The sequence below is a fragment of the Alishewanella maricola genome, from assembly GCF_016343785.1.
Classification (GTDB): Bacteria; Pseudomonadota; Gammaproteobacteria; order Enterobacterales; family Alteromonadaceae; genus Alishewanella; species Alishewanella maricola.
The window spans coordinates 449,301-476,021 of sequence record NZ_JAEINI020000001.1 but is presented as its reverse complement, the minus strand read 5'-3'; the positions used below and the strand labels follow the sequence as shown (position 1 = coordinate 476,021).

General features: G+C 46.4%; 25 protein-coding genes. 4 read left to right on the top strand and 21 right to left on the bottom strand.

Annotation, left to right across the window (positions count from 1 at the left end; genetic code table 11):
* Nucleotides 1-6 precede the first annotated feature (6 nt).
* From accA to rpsB, 17 genes are all read right to left on the bottom strand, one after another.
* Nucleotides 7-963: an acetyl-CoA carboxylase carboxyl transferase subunit alpha gene (accA, locus tag JAO78_RS02365; RefSeq protein WP_226749743.1), complete on the bottom strand. Its 957-nt coding sequence runs from the start codon at nucleotides 961-963 to the stop codon at nucleotides 7-9.
* 17 nt (nucleotides 964-980) lie between these two features.
* The gene (gene dnaE / locus JAO78_RS02360; protein ID WP_226749958.1) at nucleotides 981-4,481 is read right to left on the bottom strand and encodes a DNA polymerase III subunit alpha; all 3,501 of its coding nucleotides are present in this window, start codon (nucleotides 4,479-4,481) and stop codon (nucleotides 981-983) included.
* The gene (gene rnhB / locus JAO78_RS02355; protein WP_226749742.1) at nucleotides 4,478-5,107 is read right to left on the bottom strand and encodes a ribonuclease HII; all 630 of its coding nucleotides are present in this window, start codon (nucleotides 5,105-5,107) and stop codon (nucleotides 4,478-4,480) included. The genes dnaE and rnhB overlap by 4 nt, the downstream gene beginning before the upstream one ends.
* Nucleotides 5,100-6,263: a lipid-A-disaccharide synthase gene (gene lpxB, locus JAO78_RS02350; protein ID WP_226749741.1), complete on the bottom strand. Its 1,164-nt coding sequence runs from the start codon at nucleotides 6,261-6,263 to the stop codon at nucleotides 5,100-5,102. Before lpxB ends, rnhB begins: the two co-directional genes overlap by 8 nt.
* Nucleotides 6,264-6,430: 167 nt before the next feature.
* Nucleotides 6,431-7,201 (bottom strand): acyl-ACP--UDP-N-acetylglucosamine O-acyltransferase, encoded by a 771-nt coding sequence (gene lpxA, locus JAO78_RS02345; RefSeq protein WP_226749740.1) that lies wholly within the window; start codon nucleotides 7,199-7,201, stop codon nucleotides 6,431-6,433.
* 1 nt (nucleotide 7,202) lies between these two features.
* Nucleotides 7,203-7,655 carry a 3-hydroxyacyl-ACP dehydratase FabZ gene (fabZ, locus tag JAO78_RS02340; RefSeq protein WP_226749739.1) on the bottom strand — a complete coding sequence of 151 codons (453 nt, stop codon included), beginning with the start codon at nucleotides 7,653-7,655 and terminating at the stop codon, nucleotides 7,203-7,205.
* 2 nt (nucleotides 7,656-7,657) lie between these two features.
* Nucleotides 7,658-8,713, bottom strand: coding sequence for a UDP-3-O-(3-hydroxymyristoyl)glucosamine N-acyltransferase (gene lpxD, locus JAO78_RS02335; RefSeq protein ID WP_226749738.1), 1,056 nt, complete (start codon nucleotides 8,711-8,713; stop codon nucleotides 7,658-7,660).
* Between the two features lie 4 nt (nucleotides 8,714-8,717).
* On the bottom strand, nucleotides 8,718-9,236 hold the full coding sequence (locus JAO78_RS02330) for an OmpH/Skp family outer membrane protein (protein ID WP_226749737.1): 519 nt from the start codon (nucleotides 9,234-9,236) through the stop codon (nucleotides 8,718-8,720).
* A gap of 18 nt (nucleotides 9,237-9,254) precedes the next feature.
* On the bottom strand, nucleotides 9,255-11,744 hold the full coding sequence (bamA, locus tag JAO78_RS02325) for an outer membrane protein assembly factor BamA (protein WP_226749736.1): 2,490 nt from the start codon (nucleotides 11,742-11,744) through the stop codon (nucleotides 9,255-9,257).
* Between the two features lie 26 nt (nucleotides 11,745-11,770).
* The gene (rseP, locus tag JAO78_RS02320) at nucleotides 11,771-13,126 is read right to left on the bottom strand and encodes a sigma E protease regulator RseP (RefSeq protein ID WP_226749735.1); all 1,356 of its coding nucleotides are present in this window, start codon (nucleotides 13,124-13,126) and stop codon (nucleotides 11,771-11,773) included.
* Complete coding sequence (gene ispC / locus JAO78_RS02315; protein WP_226749734.1) at nucleotides 13,126-14,316, bottom strand: 1-deoxy-D-xylulose-5-phosphate reductoisomerase; 1,191 nt, start codon at nucleotides 14,314-14,316, stop codon at nucleotides 13,126-13,128. The genes rseP and ispC overlap by 1 nt, the downstream gene beginning before the upstream one ends.
* A complete protein-coding gene (locus JAO78_RS02310) occupies nucleotides 14,313-15,173 on the bottom strand; it encodes a phosphatidate cytidylyltransferase (RefSeq protein WP_226749733.1) in 861 nt (286 codons plus the stop codon). Before JAO78_RS02310 ends, ispC begins: the two co-directional genes overlap by 4 nt.
* Before the next feature lie 5 nt (nucleotides 15,174-15,178).
* The gene (uppS, locus tag JAO78_RS02305; protein WP_226749732.1) at nucleotides 15,179-15,943 is read right to left on the bottom strand and encodes a polyprenyl diphosphate synthase; all 765 of its coding nucleotides are present in this window, start codon (nucleotides 15,941-15,943) and stop codon (nucleotides 15,179-15,181) included.
* A 155-nt stretch (nucleotides 15,944-16,098) separates the two neighbouring features.
* Nucleotides 16,099-16,656, bottom strand: coding sequence for a ribosome recycling factor (frr, locus tag JAO78_RS02300; protein WP_226749731.1), 558 nt, complete (start codon nucleotides 16,654-16,656; stop codon nucleotides 16,099-16,101).
* A 48-nt stretch (nucleotides 16,657-16,704) separates the two neighbouring features.
* Nucleotides 16,705-17,445, bottom strand: a complete 741-nt coding sequence (gene pyrH / locus JAO78_RS02295) for a UMP kinase (RefSeq protein ID WP_226749730.1) — start codon at nucleotides 17,443-17,445, stop codon at nucleotides 16,705-16,707.
* A gap of 99 nt (nucleotides 17,446-17,544) precedes the next feature.
* Nucleotides 17,545-18,417: a translation elongation factor Ts gene (gene tsf, locus JAO78_RS02290; RefSeq protein ID WP_226749729.1), complete on the bottom strand. Its 873-nt coding sequence runs from the start codon at nucleotides 18,415-18,417 to the stop codon at nucleotides 17,545-17,547.
* Nucleotides 18,418-18,525: 108 nt separating this feature from the next.
* On the bottom strand, nucleotides 18,526-19,254 hold the full coding sequence (gene rpsB / locus JAO78_RS02285; RefSeq protein ID WP_226749728.1) for a 30S ribosomal protein S2: 729 nt from the start codon (nucleotides 19,252-19,254) through the stop codon (nucleotides 18,526-18,528).
* A 311-nt stretch (nucleotides 19,255-19,565) separates the two neighbouring features.
* Here rpsB and map point away from each other — a divergent pair, with 311 nt between their 5' ends.
* Genes map through dapD form a run of 3 tightly spaced genes read left to right on the top strand, consistent with a single transcriptional unit; the run spans nucleotide 19,566 to nucleotide 23,834 of the window.
* On the top strand, nucleotides 19,566-20,354 hold the full coding sequence (map, locus tag JAO78_RS02280; protein WP_226749727.1) for a type I methionyl aminopeptidase: 789 nt from the start codon (nucleotides 19,566-19,568) through the stop codon (nucleotides 20,352-20,354).
* A gap of 20 nt (nucleotides 20,355-20,374) precedes the next feature.
* The gene (gene glnD / locus JAO78_RS02275) at nucleotides 20,375-22,999 is read left to right on the top strand and encodes a [protein-PII] uridylyltransferase (RefSeq protein ID WP_226749726.1); all 2,625 of its coding nucleotides are present in this window, start codon (nucleotides 20,375-20,377) and stop codon (nucleotides 22,997-22,999) included.
* 7 nt (nucleotides 23,000-23,006) lie between these two features.
* Complete coding sequence (gene dapD, locus JAO78_RS02270; protein ID WP_226749725.1) at nucleotides 23,007-23,834, top strand: 2,3,4,5-tetrahydropyridine-2,6-dicarboxylate N-succinyltransferase; 828 nt, start codon at nucleotides 23,007-23,009, stop codon at nucleotides 23,832-23,834.
* Between the two features lie 59 nt (nucleotides 23,835-23,893).
* Here the strand turns inward: dapD and JAO78_RS02265 are convergent, their stop codons facing one another.
* On the bottom strand, nucleotides 23,894-24,103 hold the full coding sequence (locus JAO78_RS02265; RefSeq protein ID WP_226749724.1) for a hypothetical protein: 210 nt from the start codon (nucleotides 24,101-24,103) through the stop codon (nucleotides 23,894-23,896).
* A 199-nt stretch (nucleotides 24,104-24,302) separates the two neighbouring features.
* Between JAO78_RS02265 and cysZ the strand changes: the two genes are divergently transcribed.
* Nucleotides 24,303-25,067 (top strand): sulfate transporter CysZ, encoded by a 765-nt coding sequence (gene cysZ, locus JAO78_RS02260; protein WP_255654345.1) that lies wholly within the window; start codon nucleotides 24,303-24,305, stop codon nucleotides 25,065-25,067.
* Here the strand turns inward: cysZ and JAO78_RS02255 are convergent.
* From JAO78_RS02255 to JAO78_RS02245, 3 genes are read right to left on the bottom strand one after another with little or no spacing between them, the layout of a single operon-like run.
* A complete protein-coding gene (locus tag JAO78_RS02255) occupies nucleotides 25,064-25,501 on the bottom strand; it encodes a flavodoxin (RefSeq protein ID WP_226749722.1) in 438 nt (145 codons plus the stop codon). The genes cysZ and JAO78_RS02255 overlap by 4 nt on opposite strands.
* A complete protein-coding gene (gene truC / locus JAO78_RS02250) occupies nucleotides 25,483-26,316 on the bottom strand; it encodes a tRNA pseudouridine(65) synthase TruC (protein ID WP_226749721.1) in 834 nt (277 codons plus the stop codon). Before truC ends, JAO78_RS02255 begins: the two co-directional genes overlap by 19 nt.
* Nucleotides 26,298-26,615 carry a YqcC family protein gene (locus tag JAO78_RS02245; RefSeq protein WP_226749720.1) on the bottom strand — a complete coding sequence of 106 codons (318 nt, stop codon included), beginning with the start codon at nucleotides 26,613-26,615 and terminating at the stop codon, nucleotides 26,298-26,300. The genes truC and JAO78_RS02245 overlap by 19 nt, the downstream gene beginning before the upstream one ends.
* Nucleotides 26,616-26,721: the final 106 nt, after the last annotated feature.

Here is a 26,721-nt window from a genome sequence, read left to right as displayed (position 1 = left end):
CTATGCTTAACAATAACCGTAAGACATTAAACGCTTGTAGCGTTTTTCTAGTAATTCTGCGGTACTGAGTTTTTGTAACTTCTCTAAGTCACGCAGTAAAGCCTGCTTTAAGGTGCTGGCCATTTGCTCTGGCGAGCGATGGGCGCCGCCTAGTGGCTCAGTAATCACTTCGTCAATTAATTTTAGCTCTTTTAACCGACCGGCAGTAATACCCATAGCATCAGCCGCTAATGGCGCTTTTTCAGCGCTTTTCCATAAAATAGAGGCACAGCCTTCTGGCGAGATAACCGAATACGTGCTGTATTGCAACATATTCACTTTGTCGCCCACACCAATAGCTAAAGCACCACCAGAACCACCTTCACCCACAACCGTACAGATCACCGGCACTTTCAAACCGGCCATCACTTTTAAATTACGGGCAATGGCTTCAGATTGGCCGCGCTCTTCAGCGCCGATACCCGGGTAAGCACCTGGCGTATCAATAAACGTAATGATCGGTAATTTAAAACGTTCGGCCATTTCCATTAAGCGTAAGGCTTTACGATAACCTTCTGGTCTTGGCATGCCAAAGTTACGACGGATTTTTTCTTTAGTATCGCGACCTTTTTGATGGCCGATGACCATCACCGCTTGCTCACCAAGACGGGCCGTTCCGCCGACAATCGCATTGTCATTAGCAAAAGCCCGATCGCCACACAGTTCATCAAAATCGGTAAACATATGCCGAAGATAATCAAAGGTATATGGCCGACGAGGATGGCGCGCTAATTGTGCAACTTGCCATGCACCTAATTCCGCAAAAATCTTTTTGGTCAGCGTCAGGCTTTTTTCTTTTAATTTGTTAATTTCTTCTTCTAACCCAAGATCATAATCGCCATTGCGACTGACATTGCGTAATTCGTCTATTTTTGCTTCCAGTTCAGCAATAGGTTGCTCAAACTCTAAATAATTCAGCATCATCGACTATCACTACCTAATTAATTAAATTCCAATTCTATTGTTGCCATTTGTCGTAACTGATGCAACAAAGCGTCTGTGGGCGTGACCCACCATGCTGTCCCTAACTGCAGTCTAACCTGCCCTTCCTCGCGTTGATACCAAAGATGTACTGGCACGGTGCCAGCTTGATACTCGGCTAACGCCCGTTTTAACTTTTCCAGATAATTCTGATCAATCTGCGTCGATTGTACAGTGATATTCAGAGATTTCAGCGATTTTTCTCGCATCGCGGTAATTTCGCTGACATCGCGGCCGGACATTGTAAGGCCACCGTTAAAATCATCAAAGCTGACCTGTCCATTAACCAGTAAAATTCGGTCTTTTTGTAGCAATTGCTCGAAAGTTTCCAGCTGTTCTGGGAAAAATCGTACATCTAAACGAGCAGATTTATCATCTAAGGTCACAATAGCCCAGCGCCGACCTTTTTTGTTAATCATAACTCGCACAGAAACAACTAAACCTGCGACTTGCACGCTTTGATCTTTTTTCGTTGGTTGTAAATCGACTAAGCGGCAACTGGTGTAATGCTTAATTTCATCAAGGTAGCGATTTATAGGATGACCGGTTAAATATAACCCCAGCGTTTCCCGCTCGCCTTCTAACCAAACTTCATCGGACCACAGCGGCACCATTCTTAAGCTTTGTGTACCGGGTTCATCTTCGGCACCACCGAGTAAACCAAATAAATCGTCTTGGCCAACCGCTTGTGCTTTGGCATGTTGCTCGGCGGCTTTCATGGCTTCTTCCAAATTAGCCATTAAAATAGCGCGTTGCGGCCCAGGATGTTGTTTAGCTCGCGTCGGCCCTAATTGATCCATAGCACCGGCTAAAATTAATTTTTCCATCACGCGTCGATTTAAACGCTTCAGATCAACCTTAGCACAGAAGTCAAACAAATCACTAAATTCACCGTGTTCACGCCGGGCCTCGATAATGGCTTCAATAGGGGCGGCTCCGACACCTTTGATGGCGCCAATACCGTAAACAATGTGACCTTGTTCGTTCACGGTAAACTTATGTTGGCCCGCATTGACATCAGGTGGGATCAAGGTCAACTTCATTCGCTCACATTCATCCACCAAGGTCACAATTTTATCGGTGTTATCCATATCGGCTGACATCACCGCCGCCATAAATTCGGCGGGATAATGCGCCTTCATCCATAACGTTTGATAAGAGACTAAAGCATAAGCGGCAGAGTGCGACTTGTTAAAACCGTAGCCGGCGAACTTCTCAACTAAATCGAAGATTTTTATCGCTAATTCTGGATCGATGCCATTTTTTGCGGCACCTTCTTGGAAGGTATCGCGCTGTTTCGCCATTTCTTCCGGTTTTTTCTTACCCATGGCGCGGCGAAGTAAGTCAGCACCGCCCAATGAGTAACCCGACAGCACCTGAGCGATCTGCATGACCTGCTCTTGGTAAAGAATGATGCCGTAAGTCGGTTCCAAAATCACTTTTAACGATTCATGCTGCCAAGTGGCATCGGGGTATGAAATTTCTTCACGACCACGTTTACGATCAATAAAGTTATCAACCATCCCCGATTGCAATGGACCCGGGCGGAATAATGCCACTAAGGCAATCATATCTTCGAAACAGTCAGGTTGCAGACGTCGGATCAGATCTTTCATCCCACGCGATTCCAGCTGGAATACTGCCGTGGTATCAGCTCGCATTAGCAGTTGAAAGCTGTAGCGGTCATCCAGTGGAATACTATTAATATCGACCAGCGCACGTCCTTCTTTTTGCAAACGGGCGTTGGCCATATTGACCGCCCATTGCAAAATAGTCAGGGTACGCAAACCTAAAAAGTCGAACTTCACTAAACCAGCATATTCCACATCGTTTTTATCAAACTGGGTGACCGGGTTTTGACCGTGTTCATCACAGTAAAGCGGTGAAAAATCAGTAATTTTTGTTGGGGCGATAACCACACCACCCGCATGCTTTCCGGCGTTACGGGTTACCCCTTCTAACTGCCTTGCCATGTCAATCAGATCGCGAACTTCTTCATCTGAGTCATATAACTCCGGTAAGCGCGGTTCTTCTTTAAACGCTTGTTCCAAGGTCATGCCGGGCGTGGGCGGGATCAGTTTCGAGATGCGGTCAACAAATCCATAAGGATGGCCTAAGACTCGACCGACATCGCGGATCACCGCTTTCGCCGCCATGGTGCCGAAAGTAATAATTTGTGACACCGCTTCACGGCCGTACATATCGGCAACGTGTTCAATCACCTCATCTCGGCGATCCATACAGAAGTCGACGTCAAAGTCAGGCATCGATACCCGCTCGGGATTTAAGAAACGCTCAAATAGCAGGTCAAATTCCAGAGGATCAAGATCGGTAATTTTTAATGCATAGGCAACTAACGAACCCGCCCCCGAGCCACGGCCAGGGCCCACCGGAATATCGTTATCCTTGCTCCATTGAATAAACTCCATTACCACCAAAAAGTAACCGGGAAAACCCATTTGGTTGATCACGTCTAATTCAATTTGCAACCGTTCATCATAGCCGACACGCTGCGTAGCTCTGACTTGTTCATCTGGAAACAGTTGCAATAATCGGTGCTCTAAGCCTTCGCGCGATTTCATCACTAAGAAATCGGCGTCTGACATGCCACCGGTGGGAAACGCCGGTAAGAAATATTCGCCTAAACGAATCGTCACATTACAGCGTTTAGCAATTTCTACGCTGTTTTCCAAGGCTTCAGGAATATCAGCAAACAGCTGCTGCATCTCAGCTGCGGTGCGTAAGTATTGCTGCTCTGAGTAGTTCTTCGGACGACGCTTGTCATCTAAGGTGAAACCATCATGGATCGCCACCCGAATTTCGTGGGCAGGGAAATCGCTGGCTTTTAAAAATACCACTTCATTAGTGGCGACCACGGGTAAATCTTCCGCTTCGGCTAAGGCAATGGCCTTTTGAATATACCGCTCTTCCTCTGCTCGGCCAGTGCGACATAATTCAATATAGAATCGCTCAGGGAAATACTGCTGATAAAAACTGACCAGCTGTTGCACACTGCCCGGATTCTCTTTTAGCAAGGCTTTGCCGAGTAAGCCATCTTTGGCACCGGATAACACGATCAGGCCCGCGGCATGTTCAATTAACCAATCATGATCTAACTGCGGTTTGCCATCGATGTGGCCGCGTAAATAGGCTTTTGAGATCAGGGTTGTCAGATTTTGATAACCCACGTTATCAGCGCATAACAGTAACAGCCGGTTTAACTCACCAGGAAAGATCGGATGTTGTACCCAGCAATCCACACCAATGATCGGTTTAATACCTGCATCGTGCGCCGTACTGTAAAAACGGACCAAACCACACATATTCATTTGATCGGTTAAGGCTAAGGCTGGCATCTGCAAACCTGCCGCCATTTTAACAATAGGTTTGATCTTCGCGACGCCATCGATCATCGAAAAGTCGCTATGCACCCGTAAATGGATAAAGGCCGGATCGCTCATCGCGCTGTAACCTCGCACTGGCCTGTCTGCTGAGCGTGTTGCTCCACGATTAACCGCACAGGTTTAAAGCTGCGCCGATGCTCAGGTAAAATGCCATATCGTTGAATTGCGGCTAAATGCGCAGCGGTGGGGTAACCTTTGTGATCCGCAAAGCCAAATTGCGGATGAGCCTGATGCAGCAGCTGCATTTCAGCGTCGCGTGCCACTTTGGCTAAAATGGAGGCAGCGCTGATCTCAGGCACCAAACTATCGCCTTTCACTACTGCTGTCGCGGGCATGGCTAACGCAGGGCAACGATTACCATCAATTAAGGCCCACTGTGGTGTAATCGCTAAACCGGCCACTGCGCGCTGCATAGCTAACAGGGTGGCATGCAAAATATTAAGCTGATCAATTTCTGCAGGCTCGGCTCGGCCTAACGCCCAACACAGAGCCTTTTCTTTAATTTCTTCGGCTAATAGCAGGCGTTTTTTCTCTGATAGTTTTTTGGAATCGTTTAACCCCTTAATCGGTTTAGTGGGATCTAAAATCACCGCAGCGGTAACAACCGCACCAATCAAAGGGCCACGGCCCACTTCATCTACGCCGGCAATCCATTCTACCTCTGGCCGAGAATACTCAAACATCTGCCATTACCTCACTGATTGCGGCTGCCGCCACCTGACTCGCCTGCTGCTTTAATTGTTGATGGATCGCTAAATACGCTTGTTGTAGTTCAATAGACGGCTCGGCAAGCAACGGCTGCATAGCACTCACCAGGGCCGTTACGTTAAGATCATCTTGCAGTAACTCGGTGACTAAGCCTTTACCCGCTAATAAATTAGGTAAGCTAACATATTGCAACTTAACCAAACGCTTGGCGATTTGAAAGGTGAGCCAATTAGTCCGATACCCCACCACCATGGCACATTTGGCTAATAAGGCTTCTAAGGTGGCGGTACCCGATGCAATAAAGGTGGCATCAGCAGCGAGTAAGACTTGGCGTGCTTGGCCGATATATTCAGTTACCACTAAATCGGCAGCGTGCTCCGCTTTTACTTGTCGCCATAAAGTGGCTTTGGCGGTCGTCACCATATTAGTAATTAATTGTATTTCTGGGCGTTGCTGCTGTAGCTCAGCCGCCGCTTTGAGAAAATCAGCAGTTAATAAGTTAATTTCGTTGGAGCGACTGCCCGGCATAATCGCCAGTACTGGGCGCGATGGATCTAAACCTAATGCCTGCTTAGCCGCCGCTTTGTCCACTTGCAACGGCATCGAGTCGGCTAAGGTATGCCCGACAAAAGTACAGGGTACTTGATACTTATCATAAAACGCTTTTTCAAACGGCAGTAATGCCAGCACCATGTCGGTTGCTCTGGCAATTTTAAAAATACGTTTATGCCGCCAGGCCCAAACTGACGGGCTAACATAATGCACGGTTTTTACGCCCTGTTGTTTTAAGGCCAATTCTACTGGCAAATTAAAATCAGGCGCATCAATACCAATAAACACCGCCGGCTTATCTTGTAAAATGGCGCTGACAATTTGCCGCTTTACTTGTAATAAACGCGGTAAACGGCCTAACACTTCGACCAAGCCCATTACCGCTAACTCTTCCATATCAAATAAAGCTTGAAAGCCCTCAGCTTGCATTCGTGGACCGCCTATGCCGAAAAACTCGGCGTGGGGATAACGCTGTTTTAAAGCAACAATGAGATCCGCGCCAAGGATATCGCCAGAGTGCTCGCCAGCAATGAAGGCAAATTTAATAACGGGGGTAACGGGTAAGTCGTGTTCAGCCATATCCGGGCAAATGCTTCCTGTAAGTGTCTATCTGTCATGCGATGCGCTATAACGGCTATCTTAACCGCTAATCCGCTTCAGTAAAACGCAGTAATAACAAAAACGCTCTGCCCCTTACAAGCAGGCAGAGCGTTTTATTCGCAGCACAGCACGGTTAAATGCTCAGGCTAGCGAGCAATACCACGGCTGGCGTCTGCAATGAAATCCGTAAATAATTTCACTTCAGGCATGCTAGCTGATTTTTCAGCTAAGGCTTCTAAGGCTTGTGGCACGGTTAGGCCTTTGCGGTACACTTCTTTATAAGCGCGGCGAATTTCTAACAACGCTTCGCTGCTAAAGCCACGACGTTTTAAGCCTTCGGTATTGATACCGGCAGGCACACAAGGGGCACCATGCACCATTAAATAAGGAGGGACATCTTTTAATACAATAGAGCCACCACCGCAAAAACTATGTGCACCAATTTTGACAAATTGATGTACGCCTGTCATGCCGCCTAAAATGGCCCAATCTCCAACATGCACATGCCCCGCTGCCTGAGCACCACTGGCGAAGATGATATTGTTACCAATAACGCAGTCATGCGCGATATGCGTGGTGTTCATAAATAAATTATGATCGCCGATAATGGTTTTACCTTGATCTTGCACCGTACCACGGTGCACTGAGCAGCCTTCACGGAACACATTGTAATCACCAATAATCAGCTCTGTCGGTTCACCTTTGTACTTTTTATCCTGACAAGCTTCACCAATACTGGCGAATTGGAAAAAATGGTTACCTTTACCGATGTTAGCAGGGCCTTTGATGGCAACGTGCGTTTCTAACACACAGTCGTCGCCTAACACCACATCGTGACCGACGTAGCAAAAGGCCCCTATTTTTACATTTTGTCCCAACTTAGCGCTGGCTTCAATTACTGCGGTAGGATGAATCACGTTACATCTCTCTTCTGGCACACATAAGTTCAGCGCTGCATACGACTTGACCGTCGACTTTTGCTTCGCCATAAAACTTCCAAATGTTGCGACGTTCCTTTAAAAATTTCACTTCTAAAATTAAGGTATCACCGGGCACTACCGGTTTTTTAAAACGGGCTTCATCAATGGCGGCAAACAAATACAATTCATTTTCTGAACGTTCTGTTGCCGTTTTAAAACCTAAAATCCCGGTAGCTTGTGCCATGGCTTCTAAAATCAATACACCAGGGAAGATTGGCATGCCGGGGAAATGACCAGTAAAAATAGGCTCATTGATGGTAACATTTTTTAGTGCGGTCAATGACACGCCTGGTGTGTAATCCAACACCTTATCAATTAATAAAAACGGATAGCGATGTGGCAACAAGGCCATGATTTCCTGAACATCCAGGCTATTAAGTGAGTTAGCCAAAATTAATCCTCTGAGGCGCTATCAGCAGAACCGTCTGCTGCGGCCAATTGTTTTTCCAATAATTTTACGCGCTGATACAGTTGATCAATTTGCCGTAATTTCGCCGTCGTTTTTCGCCACTCGGCATTTGTTGTTGCAGGCAAACCTGAAGTATAGACGCCTTTTTCAGAAATGGATTTCATGACCATGGCCATTCCTGAAATATGTACACCATCACAGATAGAAATATGACCGTTAATGGCAGCTGCGCCACCGATAATACAATAACGACCAATGGTCGTGCTGCCGGCAATTGTCGTTGCACCGGCAATCGCAGTATGATCACCAATTACGACGTTATGGGCAATTTGAGAAAGGTTATCAAGAATAACGTTATTACCAATCACCGTATCGTCGATAGCACCACGATCAATACAGATATTCGCACCGATCTCGCAATCATCACCGATACGCACACTGCCCGTTTGTGGGATCTTCAGCCAACGGCCACGTTCGTTGGCAAAGCCAAAGCCATCCGCACCAATAACCGCGCCACTTTGGATAACGCAACGCGCACCAATTTTTACGCCATGATAAACGGTAACATTAGCCCACAGGCGGGTATTTTCGGCAATTTCAGCGCCTTCGCCGATAAAGCAGCCGGCACCAATTTGCACCCCTGCCGCAATTTTTGCGTTAGCCGAAATAACCGCATTGGCACCGATATGGGCATCAGCGGCAATCTTGGCACTGGCATCAATTACAGCACTTGGCGCAATACCCTGTTTAGCTGTGTCAGGTGTGGTGTCAAATAATTGTGCGGCTTTGGCAAAAGCAACATAAGGATCGGCCACCACTAAGCTGTTAACTCCGGGGGCAACGAAAGGTAAATCTGTAGCTTTAATCAGCACCGCACTGGCCTGAGTATCGGCTAAATATGAACGGAACTTGCTGTTAGATAAAAAGCTCAATTGGCCTGGGCCAGCTTTTTCTAAAGAGGCAACAGCAGAAACGCCGCAAGCGGCGTCTCCGTTAAGTTCTGCATTAAGCTTTTCAGCTAAAACAGAGAGTAGCATCACAGTATTATTTCGCCTTGCCGACCTGTTGAATCACTTTTTCAGAGATATCAAATTCTGGTTTAGCATAAACTGCTGAAGTTGCATTTAACACTACATCAAAATTTTCACGAGCCGCAACCACATCAATAGCGGCTTTAATCAGACCAAGAATACGGTTACGCTCTTCTGTTTGGCGCTGACGAATTTGCTCATCCAGAGGGCGTGCCAGTGTTTCATACTGTTGCCGCTGATTGTTAACTGTCTCTGTTAAATCTTTTTGTTGTTTTTCGCTCATGGTAGGACCATCACGACGCAATTTCTCAATATTGAAATTGATATCGGTTTCTAACTTGTTCACTTCAGCTATTTTAGCGGCGAACTCGTTTTTGATTGTTTCTTGCACTTGCGCGGCTTGTGGAATACTCGCTGCAACAGCGGCTACATCAACAAAACCAATTTTTACTTCTTTAGCTTGTGCATTACCGGTATAAAGCATCGCCACTACAACAAATACTGCAGATTTAAAAAGATTTGAATTAAACATCTTATTTCCTATCATGTTCTAGAAAGTTGTACCAATATTGAAACTAAAGTTTTCTTGTAAATCACCGTCGTATTTCTTAATGATTTTCGCCAAACTAAAGGTCAAAGGCCCCATAGGTGAAATCCATTGTACCGATATACCTGCTGTTGCTCTTATCAAGCTAGGATCAGAATAATCGATGAGTGCAGGATCACGATCACTCGCGATCAACTGTACCAAATTGGCATACCGATTAATATCAAATTCTGTGTCCCAGACGTTACCTGCATCAACAAATATACTGGTTCGCACTGAATTACGATTTTCTTCTTTTAAAAATGGTGTGGGGGTAATTAATTCCAGCGTCAACATCGCCATCGCATTACCACCAATCGAGCGCTGCGACACCTGATAAGAGTCATTACTGATATCACCAGGGAAGGCAATACTACCGCCTATTGGATCAGGTACGCCCGGTACTGAACTGGTTGAACGGAAGATAGCATGAGGACCGATAATACGGTTTTCAAAACCCCGCAGGTTAGTACCACCACCGTAAAAGTTTTCGGTAAAGGGTAAGGTGTAATCGTAACCATCTTTATCACCGTAACCATTACCATAACCTAATTCGAACTTGGCACGGAATGACCACTGATGATCATTACTCAATGGCACATACTGCTGCGCTTCAAAGTTAGTTTTAAAGTACTGCAAATCAGAATTAGGCGTAGTGACGCGCAAGGATAAGTTCATCATGCGACCTGCGGTAGGGAACAAACCCCGGTTTAACGTACTGTGCATCCACGACGTACTTAATTCAAAGTTAGTGAAATCATAACCACCGTCTGGATTAGACGCATCTAACAATACCGCGCGAAAATGACGTAACTGGTCATATTCGTTTATTTGGTTGATCTTGTTGACTGAAACATTGGCACCGAAGTTTAAGCGGTTACGCTCGTTAATCGGATAACCGACGTTAGCGCCGACGCCATAACTTCTGCGGTTGTAGGCTTCAAGGTTAGATGAGGTGCCGCTGTAATCGAGGTCTGAATAAAATACCTGACCACCTAAGCTGATGCCATCCAAGGTATAGTAAGGATCGGTATAGCTAAGCGTCACGCTCTTTTGGTACTTGTTGGTATTAAGATTAATACCGGCTGAGTTACCCGAGCCTAAAAAGTTGTTTTGTTCCACACCAATCTGGAACGACAGACCTTGGAAGCTACCATAAGACACACCCGCATTAAAACTGCCTGATGGTTGCTCTTTGATAGTAAAACCAATATCCACTAAATCATCAACACCTGGCACCGGTGAGGTAGCAAAATCGACTTTTTCAATGTACATCAGACGTTGTAAACGCTCTTTTGACAACTCTAACGAGTCGTTAGATAACCAAGCGCCTTCCATCTGCCGTAATTCGCGACGAATAACTTCGTCTTTGGTGCTGGCATTGCCTTTAATATCAATACGACGCACGTAAACGCGTTTACCTGGATCGACACTGATGGTTAACGCCACTTCTTTTTTGTCATCATCAATGGTCGGAATCGTGCGAACTTTCGAGTTAGCATAACCAAAGCGCGCTAAGAAGCGAGCAATGCTTTCTTCGGTGAAGGTGACTAAAGCGCCGTTATACAGCTGGCCTTTTTGCAAAGGTAAAATAGCGTTAATGACCTCGTCTTGCCCAATCAAATCACCCACGAAATTAATTTCGCTAATGTTATATTGCTCGCCTTCTGTCACGTTCATGGTCACATAAACAGCAGTTTTATCTGGGCTAACTGCCACCTGTGAAGAGTCGATATTAAAGCGCAGGTAGCCGCGGTCAAGGTAGTAACTGTTGATCTTTTCAAAGTCACCTTGCAGCGTTTGCTTTTGATAGCGGTCCGAAGTCCAAAAACGCCACCAAGGCATATCTTGTTTTGATTCAACAACGCTAAGCAATTCTTCATTTGGGAAGATTTGGTTACCGACGATGTTGATTTGACGCACAGAAGCGGCATCGCCCTCTTCAAAGGCAAACTCAAGATTGACGCGGTTACGCGGCAGGTAGGTGACTTTGACTTCAACCTTAGCCTGATATTTACCCACACCGTGGTAAAACTCAGTTAAACCGTTTTCAATATTTTTGAGGATCGTTTTATCAAGCGGCTCTCCCACTTGGATCCGATTGCCAGCAAGACTTTCGTTAAGCTGCTCTTCTTTAATATCTTTGTTGCCTTTGAACTCGATATTATTGATGGTTGGACGCTCGCGCAGCCGATAAATAACGGTGTTACCATCACGGTATACCCGAATATCATCGAAGTGACCGGCGCTATATAGCGTGCGAATACTGCGCGACAAAGCAAAGTCTGTCACGGTATCACCAATGTTGAAAGGCAGGTTATTAAGTGCCGCACCCAGTGCAACACGTTGCAGGCCTTCGACCTGGATATCCTGTACGGTAAAAGATTCTTCAGCAAGCACCGAGTTGCTGCCTGTAGCAAGCAAGATCGCAGCTACTAATCGTTTAATTGTCATTATTTGAACTACTTATGATTAGTTTATTACAAACGAGAAATATCGTTGAGCAGCGCAATTCCCATTAACATTAGCAGGACTAAAGCACCGAAGCGAAAACCTATATCCTGCGCTCTCTGAGAGACAGGTTTACCGCGTATTAGTTCCACCACAAGATACATTAAATGGCCTCCATCCAAAATAGGTAAGGGCAATAAATTGATTACGCCCAGATTAACACTGATCAATGCCATAAAAGACAAAAACGCGATCAGGCCAATACTGGCGGAGCTTCCTGCACCTTGTGCAATCGAAATGGGACCACTCAAATGTTTTACCGACACATCGCCGGTTAATAATTTGCCAACCATGGCAAAACTGAGCCGCGTTAACTGCCAGGTTTGATTTAACCCTTCAGCCATCGCCGCAAACACCCCATAGCGTTGGGTATAACGCAGGCCCTCAGGCCAAGGTGACACGGTAGGTACCACGCCCAACACCCCTAAACTAAAACCAGCGCTGTCTTGCGTTAATGCTGGCGTTGCGTCGAGTGTCAGTTGCTGATTATCCCGCAGCAGCATAAAACGCAAAGTTTGCTCAGGTTGATTTTTTATCGCCTGCTCCACTTCGCTCCAGGCACTAATGGGCTGGCCATCAATAGCCAAAATGATATCGCCCGCTTGCAAACCCGCAGCGTCGGCAGCAGAGCCTGGGGAGATCATCGCCAGGGTAGTGGTGGCCTGAGGCAGCAATAACGACAAACCTAAACTTTGGAAAACAGAATCACGCTCAGGGTCAAATTGCCAATCGCGTGTGTCGAGCACAACTTCACGCTGTCGAGCCGTTTCTGTATGTTCTAAGGTTAAACGAATTTCAGAACGACCCAATTGTTCGACTAACAGTAAGTTTGCTGTGCGTACATCGCGTGAGGGTCGACCATTAACGGCGAGTAATTGTTCATTTTGCTGCACCCCGGCCAGTGCCGCGATAGATTGCGGTTGGGCTTGCGCTATCACCGGTTTGACTTCCGGCACACCAATAAGATACATCACCCACAGCAAGAAAATGGCAAAGATAAAGTTGGCTGCTGGGCCTGCGACCACAATAGAGATGCGCTGCCAAACTGTTTTATGATTAAAGGCGAGATCTTTAAATTGTGGCAAAACAGGATCGACTCGCTCATCGAGCATTTGCACATAGCCGCCAAGCGGAATAGCAGCGATAACAAATTCAGTACCTTGACGATCACGCCAACGCACTAAGCTTTTGCCAAAGCCAATAGAAAAACGCTTTACCAGCACGCCATTTTTACGTGCCAGCCAAAAATGACCAAATTCGTGAACGGTGACTAAAATACCTAGCGCGACCACAAAACTCAGCGCATTCAACAAAAAAGCCGACATTAACCCCTCTCCAACAACTGCCGAGCATAGGCTCGTGTTTCGGTATCGAGCGCCAATATATCATCCAGCGCGTGCGCTTGATAGGTTAGGAAGCGATTGAGGCATGAAGCATTAATCTGATGGATACCGTTAAAGCTTAATTTTCCGGCAAGAAAAGCCGCCACAGCCACCTCATTAGCCGCATTCAGTGCTGTGGTTGCCCCCTGACCTGCGGTGCAAGCATCCATCGCTAAATACAGGTTTGGATAGCGTGCAGCATCGGCTTGCTCAAAGGTAAATGACTGTAAGCTAAAGAAATCTAAGGGTGGAACCGGGCTACTGATCCGCGATGGAAATGCAAAAGCATGGGCAATCGGCGTGCGCATGTCGGGTTGACCCAGCTGTGCCAGCACGGAACCGTCAGTATATTGCACCATCGAATGAATGATACTTTGCGGATGAATCACCACTTGAATATCTGCGGCCTGACAATTGAACAGCCAGCGCGCCTCGATAAACTCTAAGCCTTTATTCATCATGGTTGCACTGTCGACTGAGATTTTTTGCCCCATGCTCCAATTAGGATGGGCAACCGCCTCAGCCACCGTAATCTGCTCAAAAGTGTCTAACGGACGAGTCAGAAAAGGCCCGCCACTGCCCGTCAGTAATAAACGAGAAATACCAAACTGCTGCAAGGTGGCTTGCTGGGTATTTTGCTGGAAAGCTAACGGCAGACATTGAAAAATCGCATTATGTTCGCTGTCTATCGGCAATAAGGTGGCACCATGGGCGGCCACCTTTTGCATAAACAACTCACCGGTCATCACTAGGGCTTCTTTGTTGGCTAAAAGCACCGTTTTACCTTGCTCGACTGCAGCCAAGGTTGGTAGTAAACCCGCAGCACCGACAATCGCTGCCATGACGATATCAGCGTCTGGATGCCCGGCTAACGCCACTAAGCCAGCTTCGCCGCTTAAGACCTCAGTCGTTAAGCCCGCTACTTTTAACTTTGTAGCCAGCTCTGCAGCCGCAACGCTGTCTTGCATCGCAGCAAAACGCGGTCTCACCGCCAAACATTGTTGCAATAATTTGTCGACACCGGTGGCAGCCGTTAATGCTAATACCTGGAATTGCTCGGGATGCTCAGCTAATACCGATAAGGTACTGCAACCAATCGACCCTGTTGCCCCCAGAATAACCACTTGCTTCATAAAAACTGTTTACCTAAAAAGGCCAACATCAGTGCAAACACCGGTGCGGTCGCCGTTAAGCTATCAATACGATCTAAGATACCACCGTGCCCGGGTAAGAAAGCCCCGCTGTCTTTTTTGCCCGCTACACGTTTAAACATACTCTCGCTTAAATCACCGAACACCGATAACACGGTAAGTAACACAGCAGCAACATACCAGTACAGGCTGTGATCGGTTTTCTCCAGCCACGCTAACAGCGCAGTGACCATCAATAAGACAAAAACTAAACCACCGAGCATGCCTTCCAACGTTTTCCCTGGGCTCACTTTGGGCAGTAATTTGGTGCGACCAAATGGCTTTCCGACCAAATAGCCACCAATATCCGCGGCCCACACTAAGCCAAGTAAACAACAAATTAGCCAAGCACCGTAAAAGGGTGTTTCATCATAATGCATGCCGCGAATGAAAATTAAAGCCGCCCAAGCGGGTAACAGTGTGAACCAGCCCATCAGTGCGCGTCTAACGCCACTGGTGGCCCACAAAGTTTGACTGTTTGGAAAGGTTAACACTAAGACGATAGCCAGCGTCCACCAGGCTGCGCCGAGCAATAACAAACTGAATAACAGTAGATTACTACTCAAGGGCTCGCTAAATGACACTAGGCTATACCAGCACAACATAATAAGCGCAGTTAAGATGACATAACTGGCTCTAATACGCCGAGCGGCTAAACCACAAAAGCCGCTCCATTCCCATGCGCCCAGTAAAAACGCTGCAGATAACACCGCGGCAAAGCCGACCAAAGGTAAATAAAAAACCGCGACAAGCGCCAAAGGCGCAAGGATTAATGCGGTGATCACGCGTTGCTTAAACAATATGATTATCCTTTATTTTCAGCAGCAAGCTCTCGGATCTGGGCACCCGTACAACCAAAACGTCGCTCTCTGTTAATAAAGGTAGCTATCGCTTCAGAAAATACTTGTTGGTCAAAATCAGGCCAGAGGGTTTCAGTAAACCATAACTCAGCATAGGCAGCTTGCCATAATAAAAAGTTGCTGATGCGTAAATCGCCACCGGTTCTAATTAATAAATCCAACTCTGGCTGATCGGCCATTTGTATTTCGCGAGCCATTAACTGTTCGGTAATCTCAGCGGGGGTTAATTTTCCCTGCTGTACCTGTTCAGCCAGTTGCCGGCTTGCAGCAACGATATCCCAACGACCACCGTAATTTGCTGCGATATTCAGCGTCATCGCAGTATTAGCGGCGGTAAGAGCTTCTGCTTTTTTAATATTTTGTACCAGCTTATCGCTAAATGCAGATAAATCGCCAATAATTTTCAGGCGAATATTATTTTTATGCAGAGATTTTACTTCTTTTTGTAACACCAGCATAAAAAGTTGCATCAGCGTACTGACTTCTTCTTCGGGTCGCCGCCAGTTTTCACTGCTAAAAGCGAACAGCGTTAAAGAAGGAATGCCTAATTCACGACAAAAACTGACACTACGGCGAACCGCTTCAACGCCTTTTTTATGCCCCCAAACGCGGGGCTTGCTCTGACGCTCTGCCCAGCGTCCGTTACCATCCATGATAATTGCCACATGCTGCGGCAACGCTTGTTGTTTAAGCTGTGAAACTGCAGTCATCAGTTAACCTGTTATTGTTGTTCTTATGTGCCAACGCTGCCGTTGCACGCCACATTTTATTGGGTTAAACAAAAAAGCGCCGCGAAGTTAGACTGACACGGCGCTTTCTTCATACTATTTCATACTAAAAACAGCAACAAATGAAAGGTCTGAAATCAGACTTCCATCAGTTCCTTTTCTTTTTCTGCTAACACTTCGTCCACTTTTTTCACGAACAGATCAGTGACTTTTTGGATCTCATCTGCCGCTCTACGCTCATCATCTTCACTGATTTCTTTATCTTTTAATAGCGATTTAAAATCAGAATTCGCATCACGACGAATATTACGAATGGCCACTCGACCGGCTTCAGCTTCACCGCGTACCAGTTTAACTAAGTCGCGACGGCGCTCTTCCGTTAATGCAGGTAACGGCACACGGATCACAGTGCCTGTAGACATTGGGTTTAAACCCAGGTTAGAGGCCATGATGGCTTTTTCTACCGCCGGTGTCAGGCTTTTGTCGAACACGGTAATGGCTAAGGTACGCGAGTCTTCAATAGACACGTTTGCCAGCTGACGTAACGGCGTATCTGCACCGTAATAAGAAACCTGAATGCCGTCTAGCAGACCTGGATGCGCACGGCCTGTACGCACTTTACTTAGTTGAGTTTTCAGAGCATCAACGCTTTTATCCATCCGGACTTGAGCATCAGCAATAATGTCGTTAATCACGATCGTTATCCTTTTTTTATTTATACAGCAGTAACGCAGTCGTTTAGTTTACTGTAAATTTTCCGCGTGGTCGATGATTGTGCCTTCATCGTCACCCATAATCACGCGTTTAAGTGCGCCGGGCTTGTTCATATTGAACACACGAATTTGTAAGTTGTGATCGCGCGCTAGGGTAAAAGCGGCTAAATCCATGACTTTTAATTCTTTGTCGAGAATTTCATTATAGGTTAATTTGCTATACAAGGTAGCAGCCGGATCTTTTACTGGGTCAGCTGAATACACCCCGTCGACTTTCGTGGCTTTTAATACAGCGTCGGCTTCAATTTCAATACCGCGTAAACAGGCCGCAGAATCAGTAGTAAAAAATGGATTACCCGTACCGGCCGAGAAAATCACCACACGGCCTGATTTTAGTAAGCTAATGGCTTCTGCCCAGCTGTAGTTATCACACACCCCGTTTAACGGAATTGCACTCATCATCCGAGCATTAACATAAGCACGGTGTAAAGCATCACGCATAGCTAAGCCATTCATTACCGTGGCTAACATCCCCATGTGATCGCCGACCACCCGGTTCATCCCTGCTTTAGCCAAGCCCTCACCACGGAAGATATTTCCGCCACCAATCACAATACCGACTTGTACACCGAGTTCAACGAGTTCTTTAATTTCTTGCGCCATGCGATCTAGCACTTTGGGATCAATACCAAAGCCTTCGTCTCCCATTAAGGCTTCACCGCTCAGTTTTAAAAGGATGCGACGGTAGGTTGGTTTCGGATTAATGCTCATAATTTCCCCATTATGCTATTAGAATTAGTCAGGCAAAAAAAAACCGCGACTCAGGTCGCGGTTATTTTAGCTGTTTTCAGCAAATTGCTAAAGCGTAAATTACTTTTTAGCAGCAGCAATCTGTGCTGCAACTTCAGCTGCGAAGTCTTCTTCTTTCTTCTCAATACCTTCGCCTACTTCTAAGCGAATGAAAGAGATGGCCTTAGCACCGTTTTGCTTTAAGAATTCGCCAGTAGAGATTGACGGATCTTTAACGAACGGCTGACCTGTTAAACTCACTTCGCCAGTGAATTTAGCCATACGGCCGGCAACCATCTTCTCAGCGATTTCTTGTGGCTTACCAGAGTTAACCGCGATTTCGATTTGAATTTGACGCTCACGCTCAACTTCTTCAGCTGAAACGTCTTCCGGGTTAACATAACCTGGGTTGTTGGCAGCAACATGCATAGCCACGTCTTTAGCGATATCTTCGTTACCGCCTTCTAACACGGCTAATACACCAATACGACCAGAGTGGATGTATTGACCGATTACCGCACCTTCAACTACGGCTACGCGACGTACGTTCATGTTTTCACCGATTTTAGCAACCAGTGTAGCACGCGTATCATCAACAGAAGCACCGTTTAAGTCAGCCGCTAATAATGCTTCAACTGTGTAAAGTTTTTGTGCTTGCGCTAAATCAGCAACGCTGTTTGCGAACGCTAAGAAACTGGCATCACGTGCCACGAAATCAGTTTCACAGTTAAACTCGATAGCAATACCTACACCGTTAGCTACGCGCGTGATGATCACACCTTCAGCAGCAATACGGCCGGCTTTTTTCGCAGCTTTCGCTAAACCACTTTTACGCATCGCGTCGATCGCGGCTTCGATGTCACCACCGGTTTCTTCTAAAGCTTTTTTACAATCCATCATGCCAGCGCCAGTGCGCTCGCGCAGTTCTTTTACTAAAGCGGCAGTTACAGCCATAAAAGCATCCTCGTAATTTAGTTCAGACAAACAGGGGCAAAATGCCCCTGTTGCAAAGTGATTCTGTCAAAGGGCTCGCGGTATTACAGCCAGCCCAAATCAGAAAAATTATTCTGCTTCAACGAAGGCTTCAGCTTCAGCTTGCACTTCGATGTTTTTGTCACGACCTTCCTGAATCGCCTGGCTAACAGCGCCCAGATATAACTGGATTGCGCGGATAGCATCGTCGTTACCAGGGATTACGTAATCAACACCTTTAGGATCTGAGTTAGTATCTACAATAGCTACTACCGGGATACCTAGGTTATTGGCTTCTTTGATCGCGATATGTTCGTGGTCAGCGTCGATAACGAACAGCACGTCTGGCAAGCCGCCCATATCTTTAATACCGCCTAAGCTCTTTTCCAGCTTGTCCATTTCACGAGTACGGTCTAAAGCTTCTTTTTTAGTCAGCTTGTCGAAAGTACCGTCTTGGCTTTGCGATTCAAGATCTTTCAGACGCTTGATAGACTGACGCACTGTTTTCCAGTTTGTTAACATACCACCTAACCAACGGTGATTTACGTAGAACTGGTCAACATTTGCTGCAGATTCTTTGATTGCTTCTGAGGCTGCGCGCTTAGTACCTACGAATAAGATTTTGCCTTTTTTCGCAGAAACTTGCTGGATGAACGCCAAAGCGTCATTCATCATCGGAACAGTTTGTTCTAAGTTGATGATATGAACACGGTTACGAGCACCGAAAATGAATGGCTTCATTTTTGGGTTCCAGTAACGAGTTTGGTGACCGAAGTGAACGCCCGCCTGGAGCATGTCGCGCATAGAAACTTTTGCCATGATATTAATTCCTGTTAAGGGGTTAGGCCTCCATGCATCCCATATGCCGACTCAGCTTTCGCTAAGCACCCCGGAATATGTGTCGATGCATGTGTGTTATTTAATTAAGGTTAGTGCAATCTGCTTAAGCACTGAACTGTCTAACTTATTGCCAGAAATTCTGTAAAGCTACAGCACACGAGCCTTAAGTTAGGGTACAATGCAATTTGCTAAATTGCGGCGCGCTTTATACCATAGGCAGCTTGCAAACACAATGAGATGTGTAAATTAACAGCATTATCCTTTCAACAGATGTATCAGAGAGAGCAGGCATGACAGCACCTATTAAAACCCCAGCAGAAATCGAAAAAATGCGCATTGCAGGCCGACTTGCTGCCGAAGTGCTGGAGATGATTGAGCCGCATGTTGTCGCGGGTATTACTACTGATGAACTGAACACGATTTGTCATAATTATATTGTGAATGAACAACAGGCCATTCCTGCCCCACTGAATTATCACGGTTTTCCTAAATCAATTTGCACCTCGGTCAACCAGGTGATTTGTCACGGCATTCCAAACGATAAAGCGTTAAAAGAAGGCGATATCATTAATATCGATATTACCGTGATTAAAGATGGCTATCACGGTGACACCTCTAAAATGTTCGTTATCGGCAAGCCAAGCATCATGGCTGATCGCCTGATTAAAGTGACACAAGAGGCCATGTACTTAGGTATTAAAAAAGTGAAAGATGGCGTGCGCTTGGGTGATATTGGCCATGCTATTCAACAACATGCCGAAAAATTCAGTTACAGCATTGTCAGAGAATACTGTGGCCATGGCATTGGCGCCGTGTTCCATGAAGATCCGCAAGTCTTGCATTACGGTCGCCCAGGCACAGGTGAAGTGTTGAAAAGTGGCATGTGCTTGACCATTGAACCCATGATCAACGCCGGTGGCCGCCACAGTAAGTTGCTAGCCGATGGCTGGACGGTAGTGACCAAAGATCGCAGTTTATCGGCACAGTTTGAACACACAATTTTAGTGACCGACACCGGCTGTGAAATCCTGACCCTGCGCAAAGATGAAACCTTTGAACGGATCGTCACCGCGGAATAACTGCCTTACAGGAGATTAATGTGACCCAGGCTCTTAGTTTTAACCGCGCGCTGCCCGAGCACTATTCACTAGACGCTTACAAAAAGCACTTTGCAGAATTTCAAGAGTTTCAGGCACGGGCTTTTCATAGTCAGCCCATTAATATCCTGGTAAAAAGCCGTGCGAGTTTTATTGATGAAGTACTACTTGAGCTCTGGCAACATTGCGCTCTGGCTAAAGATAAAGCCATCAGTTTAATCGCCGTGGGGGGGTATGGTCGCGGTGAGTTACACCCCTACTCTGATGTTGACTTATTATTACTGGTTGATAAACGCCCCGATAGCAATCAACAAGAGGCTATCGCCCGTTTTATTACCATGCTGTGGGATTTACGCTTAGAAGTCGGACACAGTGTTCGTACCTACAAAGAAACCTTAAGCCTAGGCAAAGACGATATCACCATTGCCACCAATCTTTTGGAGATGCGCTTACTCACCGGCAATAAAACCCTGTTTCAAGAATTACAAACCGCGGTCAATGCCGATAGTTTTTGGACCAGCCAAGCGTTTTTTCAGGCTAAACGCCACGAGCAGCAGCAGCGCCATGCCCAGTATCACGGCACGGCATACAACCTTGAACCAAATTTAAAAGCCAACCCGGGGGGCTTGCGTGATATTCAAACCATCGGTTGGGTAGCCAAACGCCATTTTAATACCCGCACGATGCGCGAGTTAGTGGCTTATCAATATCTTACTGAAGATGAATATCAAGAACTGATCGAGTGTGAAGCGTATTTATGGCAGATGCGCTTTTCATTACATTTAGAAGCGGGCCGTAACGAAAACCGTATTTTGTTCGACTATCAACCCGCCGCGGCTGAGCGCTTAGGTTTTGGCTCGGATGGCAAAGCCTCAGTAGAACGAATGATGAAGCGGTTTTTTCGGACAGTTCAACGCGTCAGTGAACTAAACGAAATGTTGTTGCAACACTTTGAAGGCAGCATTCTTAATTCGCAACAAAAACTCAAGGTCAGTCAGTTAGATGATTATTTTGAGTTGCAAGGTCATTTAATTAAAGCGCGCGACAGCGCGGTGTTTGCCCGGCGCGATAATTTATTGCGGCTGTTCTGGCATATCGCCAATAACTCCAATATCACTGGCGTGCACTCGACCACTATTCGCTTAATTCGCCAAGTCCGGCGGCGCTTAATGGGTGACTTACAAGATTATGAAGCCTGTCGCCAACTGTTTCTGACCCTACTGCGCCACCCGCGCGGTATGGATTTAGCGGTGACCTTGATGCACCGTTATGGCATTTTAGCGGCCTATTTACCGCAGTGGCGCAATATCGAAGGCCAAATGCAATTTGATTTGTTTCACGCCTATACCGTAGACGAGCATACCCACCGCTTATTAAAAAATTTGTACAAATACAGCCTTGCTGAGCATGAAAGTGAGTTTCCACTGTGCACGGCTATTGTCAAAAAAATGGAAAAGCCAGAGCTGTTATACCTCGCCGGCATTTTCCATGATATTGCCAAAGGCCGTGGCGGTGATCATTCTGAATTAGGCGGTATGGATGCACGGGAATTTGCCAAGTTGCACAAACTGAGTGAATTCGACAGTAAGCTAATTGCTTGGTTAGTGGAAAACCACTTACTCATGTCGGTAACCGCACAACGCCGCGATATTCACGACCCTGAAGTTGTGGCCGAATTTGCCGCCAAGGTGCGTGATGAAACGCGTTTAAACTATTTGTATTGTTTAACGCTGGCCGATATTCGCGCCACCAATGATACCTTGTGGAATGATTGGAAAGGCTCACTGCTGCGTGAATTGTTTTTAGCCACACAAAAAGCGTTTCGTCGTGGTTTAGAAAAACCGATGGATTTACGCGATCTGATCCGGGAAAACCAAAGCGAAGCCCTGCCCATGCTATTACGGCAAACCTTTATTGAAAGTGAAGTGTTGCAGTTATGGAGTCGCATCAAAGCAGATTATTTTGCGCGCTACAGCCCAAAACAAATTGTCTGGCATACCGAACACATTTTAAAGCATAAAACACCGAATGAACCTTTAGTACTGGTGAGTAAAGCACCAATCAAAGGCGGCACCCAAGTGTTTGTTTACACAAAAGATCAACCCGGTTTATTTGCGAAAATGGTCGCCGCGCTAGACAGTAAAAAGGTGAACATTTTCGACGCGCAAATCATGACCAACAAAGACGGTTATGCGATGGATACTTTTGTGATTTTAGAGCAAAACGGTGAAACCGTGAACTCCCCCTCGCGCCAGCAAAGTATCAAGAAAGCGCTAGAGCAATATATTCTTGGCAAGCCTGATTTATCGCGACAAAAACCAAAACTCTCTCGGCAAATGCGCCAATTTACCGTGCCACCGAAAGTGGTATTTTTACCAGGCAATACCCGCCATCGTACCATGCTAGAAATTGCTGCATTGGATACGCCGGGTTTATTGTCTGATCTAGGCCAAGTGTTTCAACAGTGCGGTGTGAATATTCACGCGGCAAAAATCACCACCATCGGCGAGCGCGCCGAAGACTTTTTCTTAATTTCTAACGCAGAGGATGACGCGCTGACAACTGAGCAACAAAGCCAGTTAAGACGGGTGTTAATCTCGCAACTCTCGCAGCAAACAGAAGGCTAAATGACGAATGTCTGACTTAAAAAACCTTATCGAAACGGCGTTTGAACAACGTGCTGACATTACCCCAAAAACCGTGACCGCCGAATTAAAACAGGCTGTCGAGCAAGTGTTAAGCATGCTGGATAACGGTAGCGCCCGTGTCGCAGAAAAAATTGCCGGTGAATGGGTAGTACATCAATGGCTGAAAAAAGCTGTTCTGTTATCGTTTCGGATCAACGATAACGAAGTGATGGATGGCGCCGAAAACCGCTTTTTTGACAAGGTACCAATGAAATATGCTAACTACACTGATGCACAATTCCGTGCCGATGGCGTGCGTATTGTACCGCCTGCTGCCGTGCGTCGCGGTAGCTACATTGGTAAAAACGTGGTGGTGATGCCGTCTTACGTTAATATTGGTGCTTATGTGGGCGAAGGTTCAATGGTTGACACATGGGCCACCGTCGGTAGCTGTGCGCAAATTGGTAAAAACGTGCATTTATCAGGCGGCGTTGGCATTGGTGGTGTGTTAGAGCCGCTGCAAGCAAACCCAACGATTATCGAAGATAATTGCTTTATCGGCGCACGTTCTGAAGTGGTTGAAGGCGTTATCGTTGAAGAAGGCGCAGTGCTCTCAATGGGTGTCTATATTAGCCAAAGCACCCGTATTTATGATCGTGAAACGGGGCAAATTAGCTATGGTCGCGTACCGGCCGGCGCAGTTGTCGTGCCAGGCACCATTCCTTCTAAAGATGGCAGTCACAGCTTATATGCTGCGATCATCGTGAAAAAGGTTGATGCGCAAACTCGTGCTAAGGTTGGCATTAACGCGCTATTGCGTAGTATTGAAGAATAAACCTGAATACTGATAAGTTCACACCTTGCTGCTAAAATAGCAAGGTGTGTTGCTATGCATTAGCGTGGTGCAAACATAAATAATGCCCACAACACCGCAGCGCCAATGGCAAATACCGTATATTCTAAACGTTTCTCAAAGCGTAACTCTGCATCTTTATTGGCTGGCACAACGATAGCCGATACCAGACATACTAGCGCGGTTATCAGTAATAACAATGTTACTGCAAACTCCACTGCTGAACCTAGCTCTACTAACCACACGGACATTTCATACCTCTGCTTATTAGCTTATTGAAATCGGTCACATCTTAACACAATGCGCGCTATGGCTGCAGTGACGCCAGCAAAAGACGGTTAAAAACCTCAACAGCAAATGGCGAGATTTTGTTACGTTTTGTCACAGTCTATGCAGGGTTTTCTGGTACGAAGTCGGTATACTAGTTTAAACAGCCAGTATTCGGAGGACATGATGTTTTACTTTTTTAAAGGGCTGCGCTTGCTGGGGCAAAAAGGCTTAAAACGTTTTGTGTTAATACCCTTACTGATTAATTTAGTGCTGTTCTTTATGGCGTTTTATTGGATGTGGCAACTGCTACAGTCGTTTATTGTGCATATTCAGCAATGGCTTCCGCAATGGCTGCATTGGTTAGAGTATTTATTGATCCCGCTGGGGGTGATGTCATTACTGCTCAGTTTTGCCTATAGCTTTACGATGGTCGCTAATTTTATCGCCGCGCCCTTTAATGGCTTACTCAGTGAAAAAACCGCCTCGCTACTCAGTGGCAAAGCGATCCCCGAAGTGAGTTTGCGACAATTTCTGCATGACGCGCCGCGTTTACTGGCGCGAGAATGGCAAAAACTATGTTATCTATTACCTCGGGCTACCATCCTGTTTATTCTGTGTTTATTGATCCCGGTGGCGGGCCCCTTTCTGTGGTTTTTTATCAGCGCCTGGTTCTTTAGCCTGCAATATCTCGATTACCCGTTTGATAACAACAAGGTGAGTTTTACCGAGCTAAGACGTCAACTAAGACAAGCGCCTGCCCTCAGCTTATCTTTTGGCAGTGCCGTGGCACTCTTTAGCATGGTGCCGTTGCTGAACTTATTAGTAATGCCGGCCGCGGTATGCGGCGCGACAGTTCTGTGGTGTGAGCGTTTTGCCGAACACTATGATCCGGCATTACAGGCACCTGGGGCCCGTAGTTACCAGAAGTTAAACAAGTATTGTTAGAAGTGCTCAGCTAACCAAGGCAATGCAACATCTTCAGCTTGTAAGGTTTCACCGGCATCGATCTCTAACATCGGCGCCACCGCACTGGCTTGTAACTCAACAAGTAGCTCATTAACCTGCTGGCCAGCCGCACAAAAAGTATCATAACTGCTATCACCTAAAGCAATAACAGCATATTTTTTACCGGTTAATAGCGGAAACTGATCTTTGCAAGCCATATAAAAAGGAAACAACGAATCGGGAATATCACCCTGACCAGTCGTTGAAGTGATCACTAACCAACAATCCGCAGCAAAGGCTAACACCTCATTTAATTCTGCTGGTTGAAACCATTGCACCTGATAACCCTTGTTGGTTAATAACGGTAGCGCTTGCTCTGCAACATACTCTGCACCACCGTATACACTACCGACCATTATGGCGATTTTTTGCATGCTTGTGTCTCCAGAAAAAAATTAAACTGCTGGCGATAGTAAGCGGAGTCTACCGGCCAATTAAAGTGAGTAAAAAGTGTTGTTAATTCGTTTAGCCCTGCTTCGAGCAACAACGGCTGTCCGGTAATCGGATGGGGTAAGCGTAACGTGAATGCGCACAATAATAAACGATTGCAAGCAAACTGTTCACGAAACATCGCATTATGTTTACCATCACCATGGCTAGTATCACCGACAATCGGGTGGCGTAAATGGGCCATATGCCGGCGTAATTGATGTTTTCGGCCAGTGATGGGCTGCAGCGCCAGCAAGGTATAACGCGAGGTCGCATAACGACTAACAGGGATCGGCAACTCCACTCGTTGTAATGGTGAATAGCGACTAAACGCAGCTTGTGCGGCTTTATCCGCAGCGGCAAACTTGTCGGCAATCTTATCGAGTTGCTCGGTTAAAGCATAATCTAACTCACCTGAGGCAGTAACATAGCCTCGAACCACCGCTAAGTAACCTTTTTGCCACAGCCCTTGATGATTTTGCTCTGATAATAACCGTGCCACCTCAGATGACAAAGCAAACAACAGTACCCCTGACGTAGGTCGGTCAAGCCGATGCACCGGATAGACATGTTGACCAATTTGATCGCGTACGGCCTGCAGTGCATAACGGCTGATTTCTTTGTCTAAAAAAGAACGATGCACCAACATGCCACTGGGTTTATCGACCGCAACCAGATACTCATCTTGGTATAAAATCGTTAAAGGTTCAGCAAAAGTGGAAGCTTCGGTGAGGTCATACGCTAGGGTTTGTTCAGACACAGATCTAACCTTGTAATCGCCGCTAACAGCGGTTGAATCTTCTCGTCTCGCCCGGCATACACCTGCTCTGCCATCGGTAAAATAGCGACTTTATTCGGTAGCGGTTGACCGGCAGCAAGCATCGTCTGCAGACGAGGAATTAAAACAAATTGCAACCACTGCTCCAGCGGCATGCTATCACAACAAAAAGGCATCGAACTGGCCATCGCCTGCGGCGAAGGTGGCTGCTGACTATACAGACCGGCTTGTTTTAGCGCTTGCATAATATCGGCTAGCAATAGGCTCAGGTGCTGACTCATACGGTTCCTCTCTGCTACAAGGCGGCAATTCTAGCACATTGCCGCTGCAACGCAGCATCTTGTAAAACCGCGAAGCAAACGCCATTATGTGGCTAACAAGGAGAAG

Coding starts and splice junctions, on each gene's coding strand:
- rseP (WP_226749735.1), bottom strand. CDS start 13,126: ATGTCGGCTTTTTTGTTGAATGCGCTGAGTTTTGTGGTCGCGCTAGGT.
- JAO78_RS02245 (WP_226749720.1), bottom strand. CDS start 26,615: ATGAGTCAGCACCTGAGCCTATTGCTAGCCGATATTATGCAAGCGCTA.
- accA (WP_226749743.1), bottom strand. CDS start 963: ATGATGCTGAATTATTTAGAGTTTGAGCAACCTATTGCTGAACTGGAA.
- map (WP_226749727.1), top strand. CDS start 19,566: ATGACAGCACCTATTAAAACCCCAGCAGAAATCGAAAAAATGCGCATT.
- pyrH (WP_226749730.1), bottom strand. CDS start 17,445: ATGAGCATTAATCCGAAACCAACCTACCGTCGCATCCTTTTAAAACTG.
- dnaE (WP_226749958.1), bottom strand. CDS start 4,481: ATGAGCGATCCGGCCTTTATCCATTTACGGGTGCATAGCGACTTTTCG.
- tsf (WP_226749729.1), bottom strand. CDS start 18,417: ATGGCTGTAACTGCCGCTTTAGTAAAAGAACTGCGCGAGCGCACTGGC.
- lpxB (WP_226749741.1), bottom strand. CDS start 6,263: ATGGCTGAACACGACTTACCCGTTACCCCCGTTATTAAATTTGCCTTC.
- dapD (WP_226749725.1), top strand. CDS start 23,007: ATGTCTGACTTAAAAAACCTTATCGAAACGGCGTTTGAACAACGTGCT.
- uppS (WP_226749732.1), bottom strand. CDS start 15,943: ATGACTGCAGTTTCACAGCTTAAACAACAAGCGTTGCCGCAGCATGTG.
- ispC (WP_226749734.1), bottom strand. CDS start 14,316: ATGAAGCAAGTGGTTATTCTGGGGGCAACAGGGTCGATTGGTTGCAGT.
- JAO78_RS02265 (WP_226749724.1), bottom strand. CDS start 24,103: ATGTCCGTGTGGTTAGTAGAGCTAGGTTCAGCAGTGGAGTTTGCAGTA.
- JAO78_RS02255 (WP_226749722.1), bottom strand. CDS start 25,501: ATGCAAAAAATCGCCATAATGGTCGGTAGTGTATACGGTGGTGCAGAG.
- rnhB (WP_226749742.1), bottom strand. CDS start 5,107: ATGTTTGAGTATTCTCGGCCAGAGGTAGAATGGATTGCCGGCGTAGAT.
- bamA (WP_226749736.1), bottom strand. CDS start 11,744: ATGACAATTAAACGATTAGTAGCTGCGATCTTGCTTGCTACAGGCAGC.
- cysZ (WP_255654345.1), top strand. CDS start 24,303: ATGATGTTTTACTTTTTTAAAGGGCTGCGCTTGCTGGGGCAAAAAGGC.
- JAO78_RS02330 (WP_226749737.1), bottom strand. CDS start 9,236: ATGTTTAATTCAAATCTTTTTAAATCTGCAGTATTTGTTGTAGTGGCG.
- rpsB (WP_226749728.1), bottom strand. CDS start 19,254: ATGGCAAAAGTTTCTATGCGCGACATGCTCCAGGCGGGCGTTCACTTC.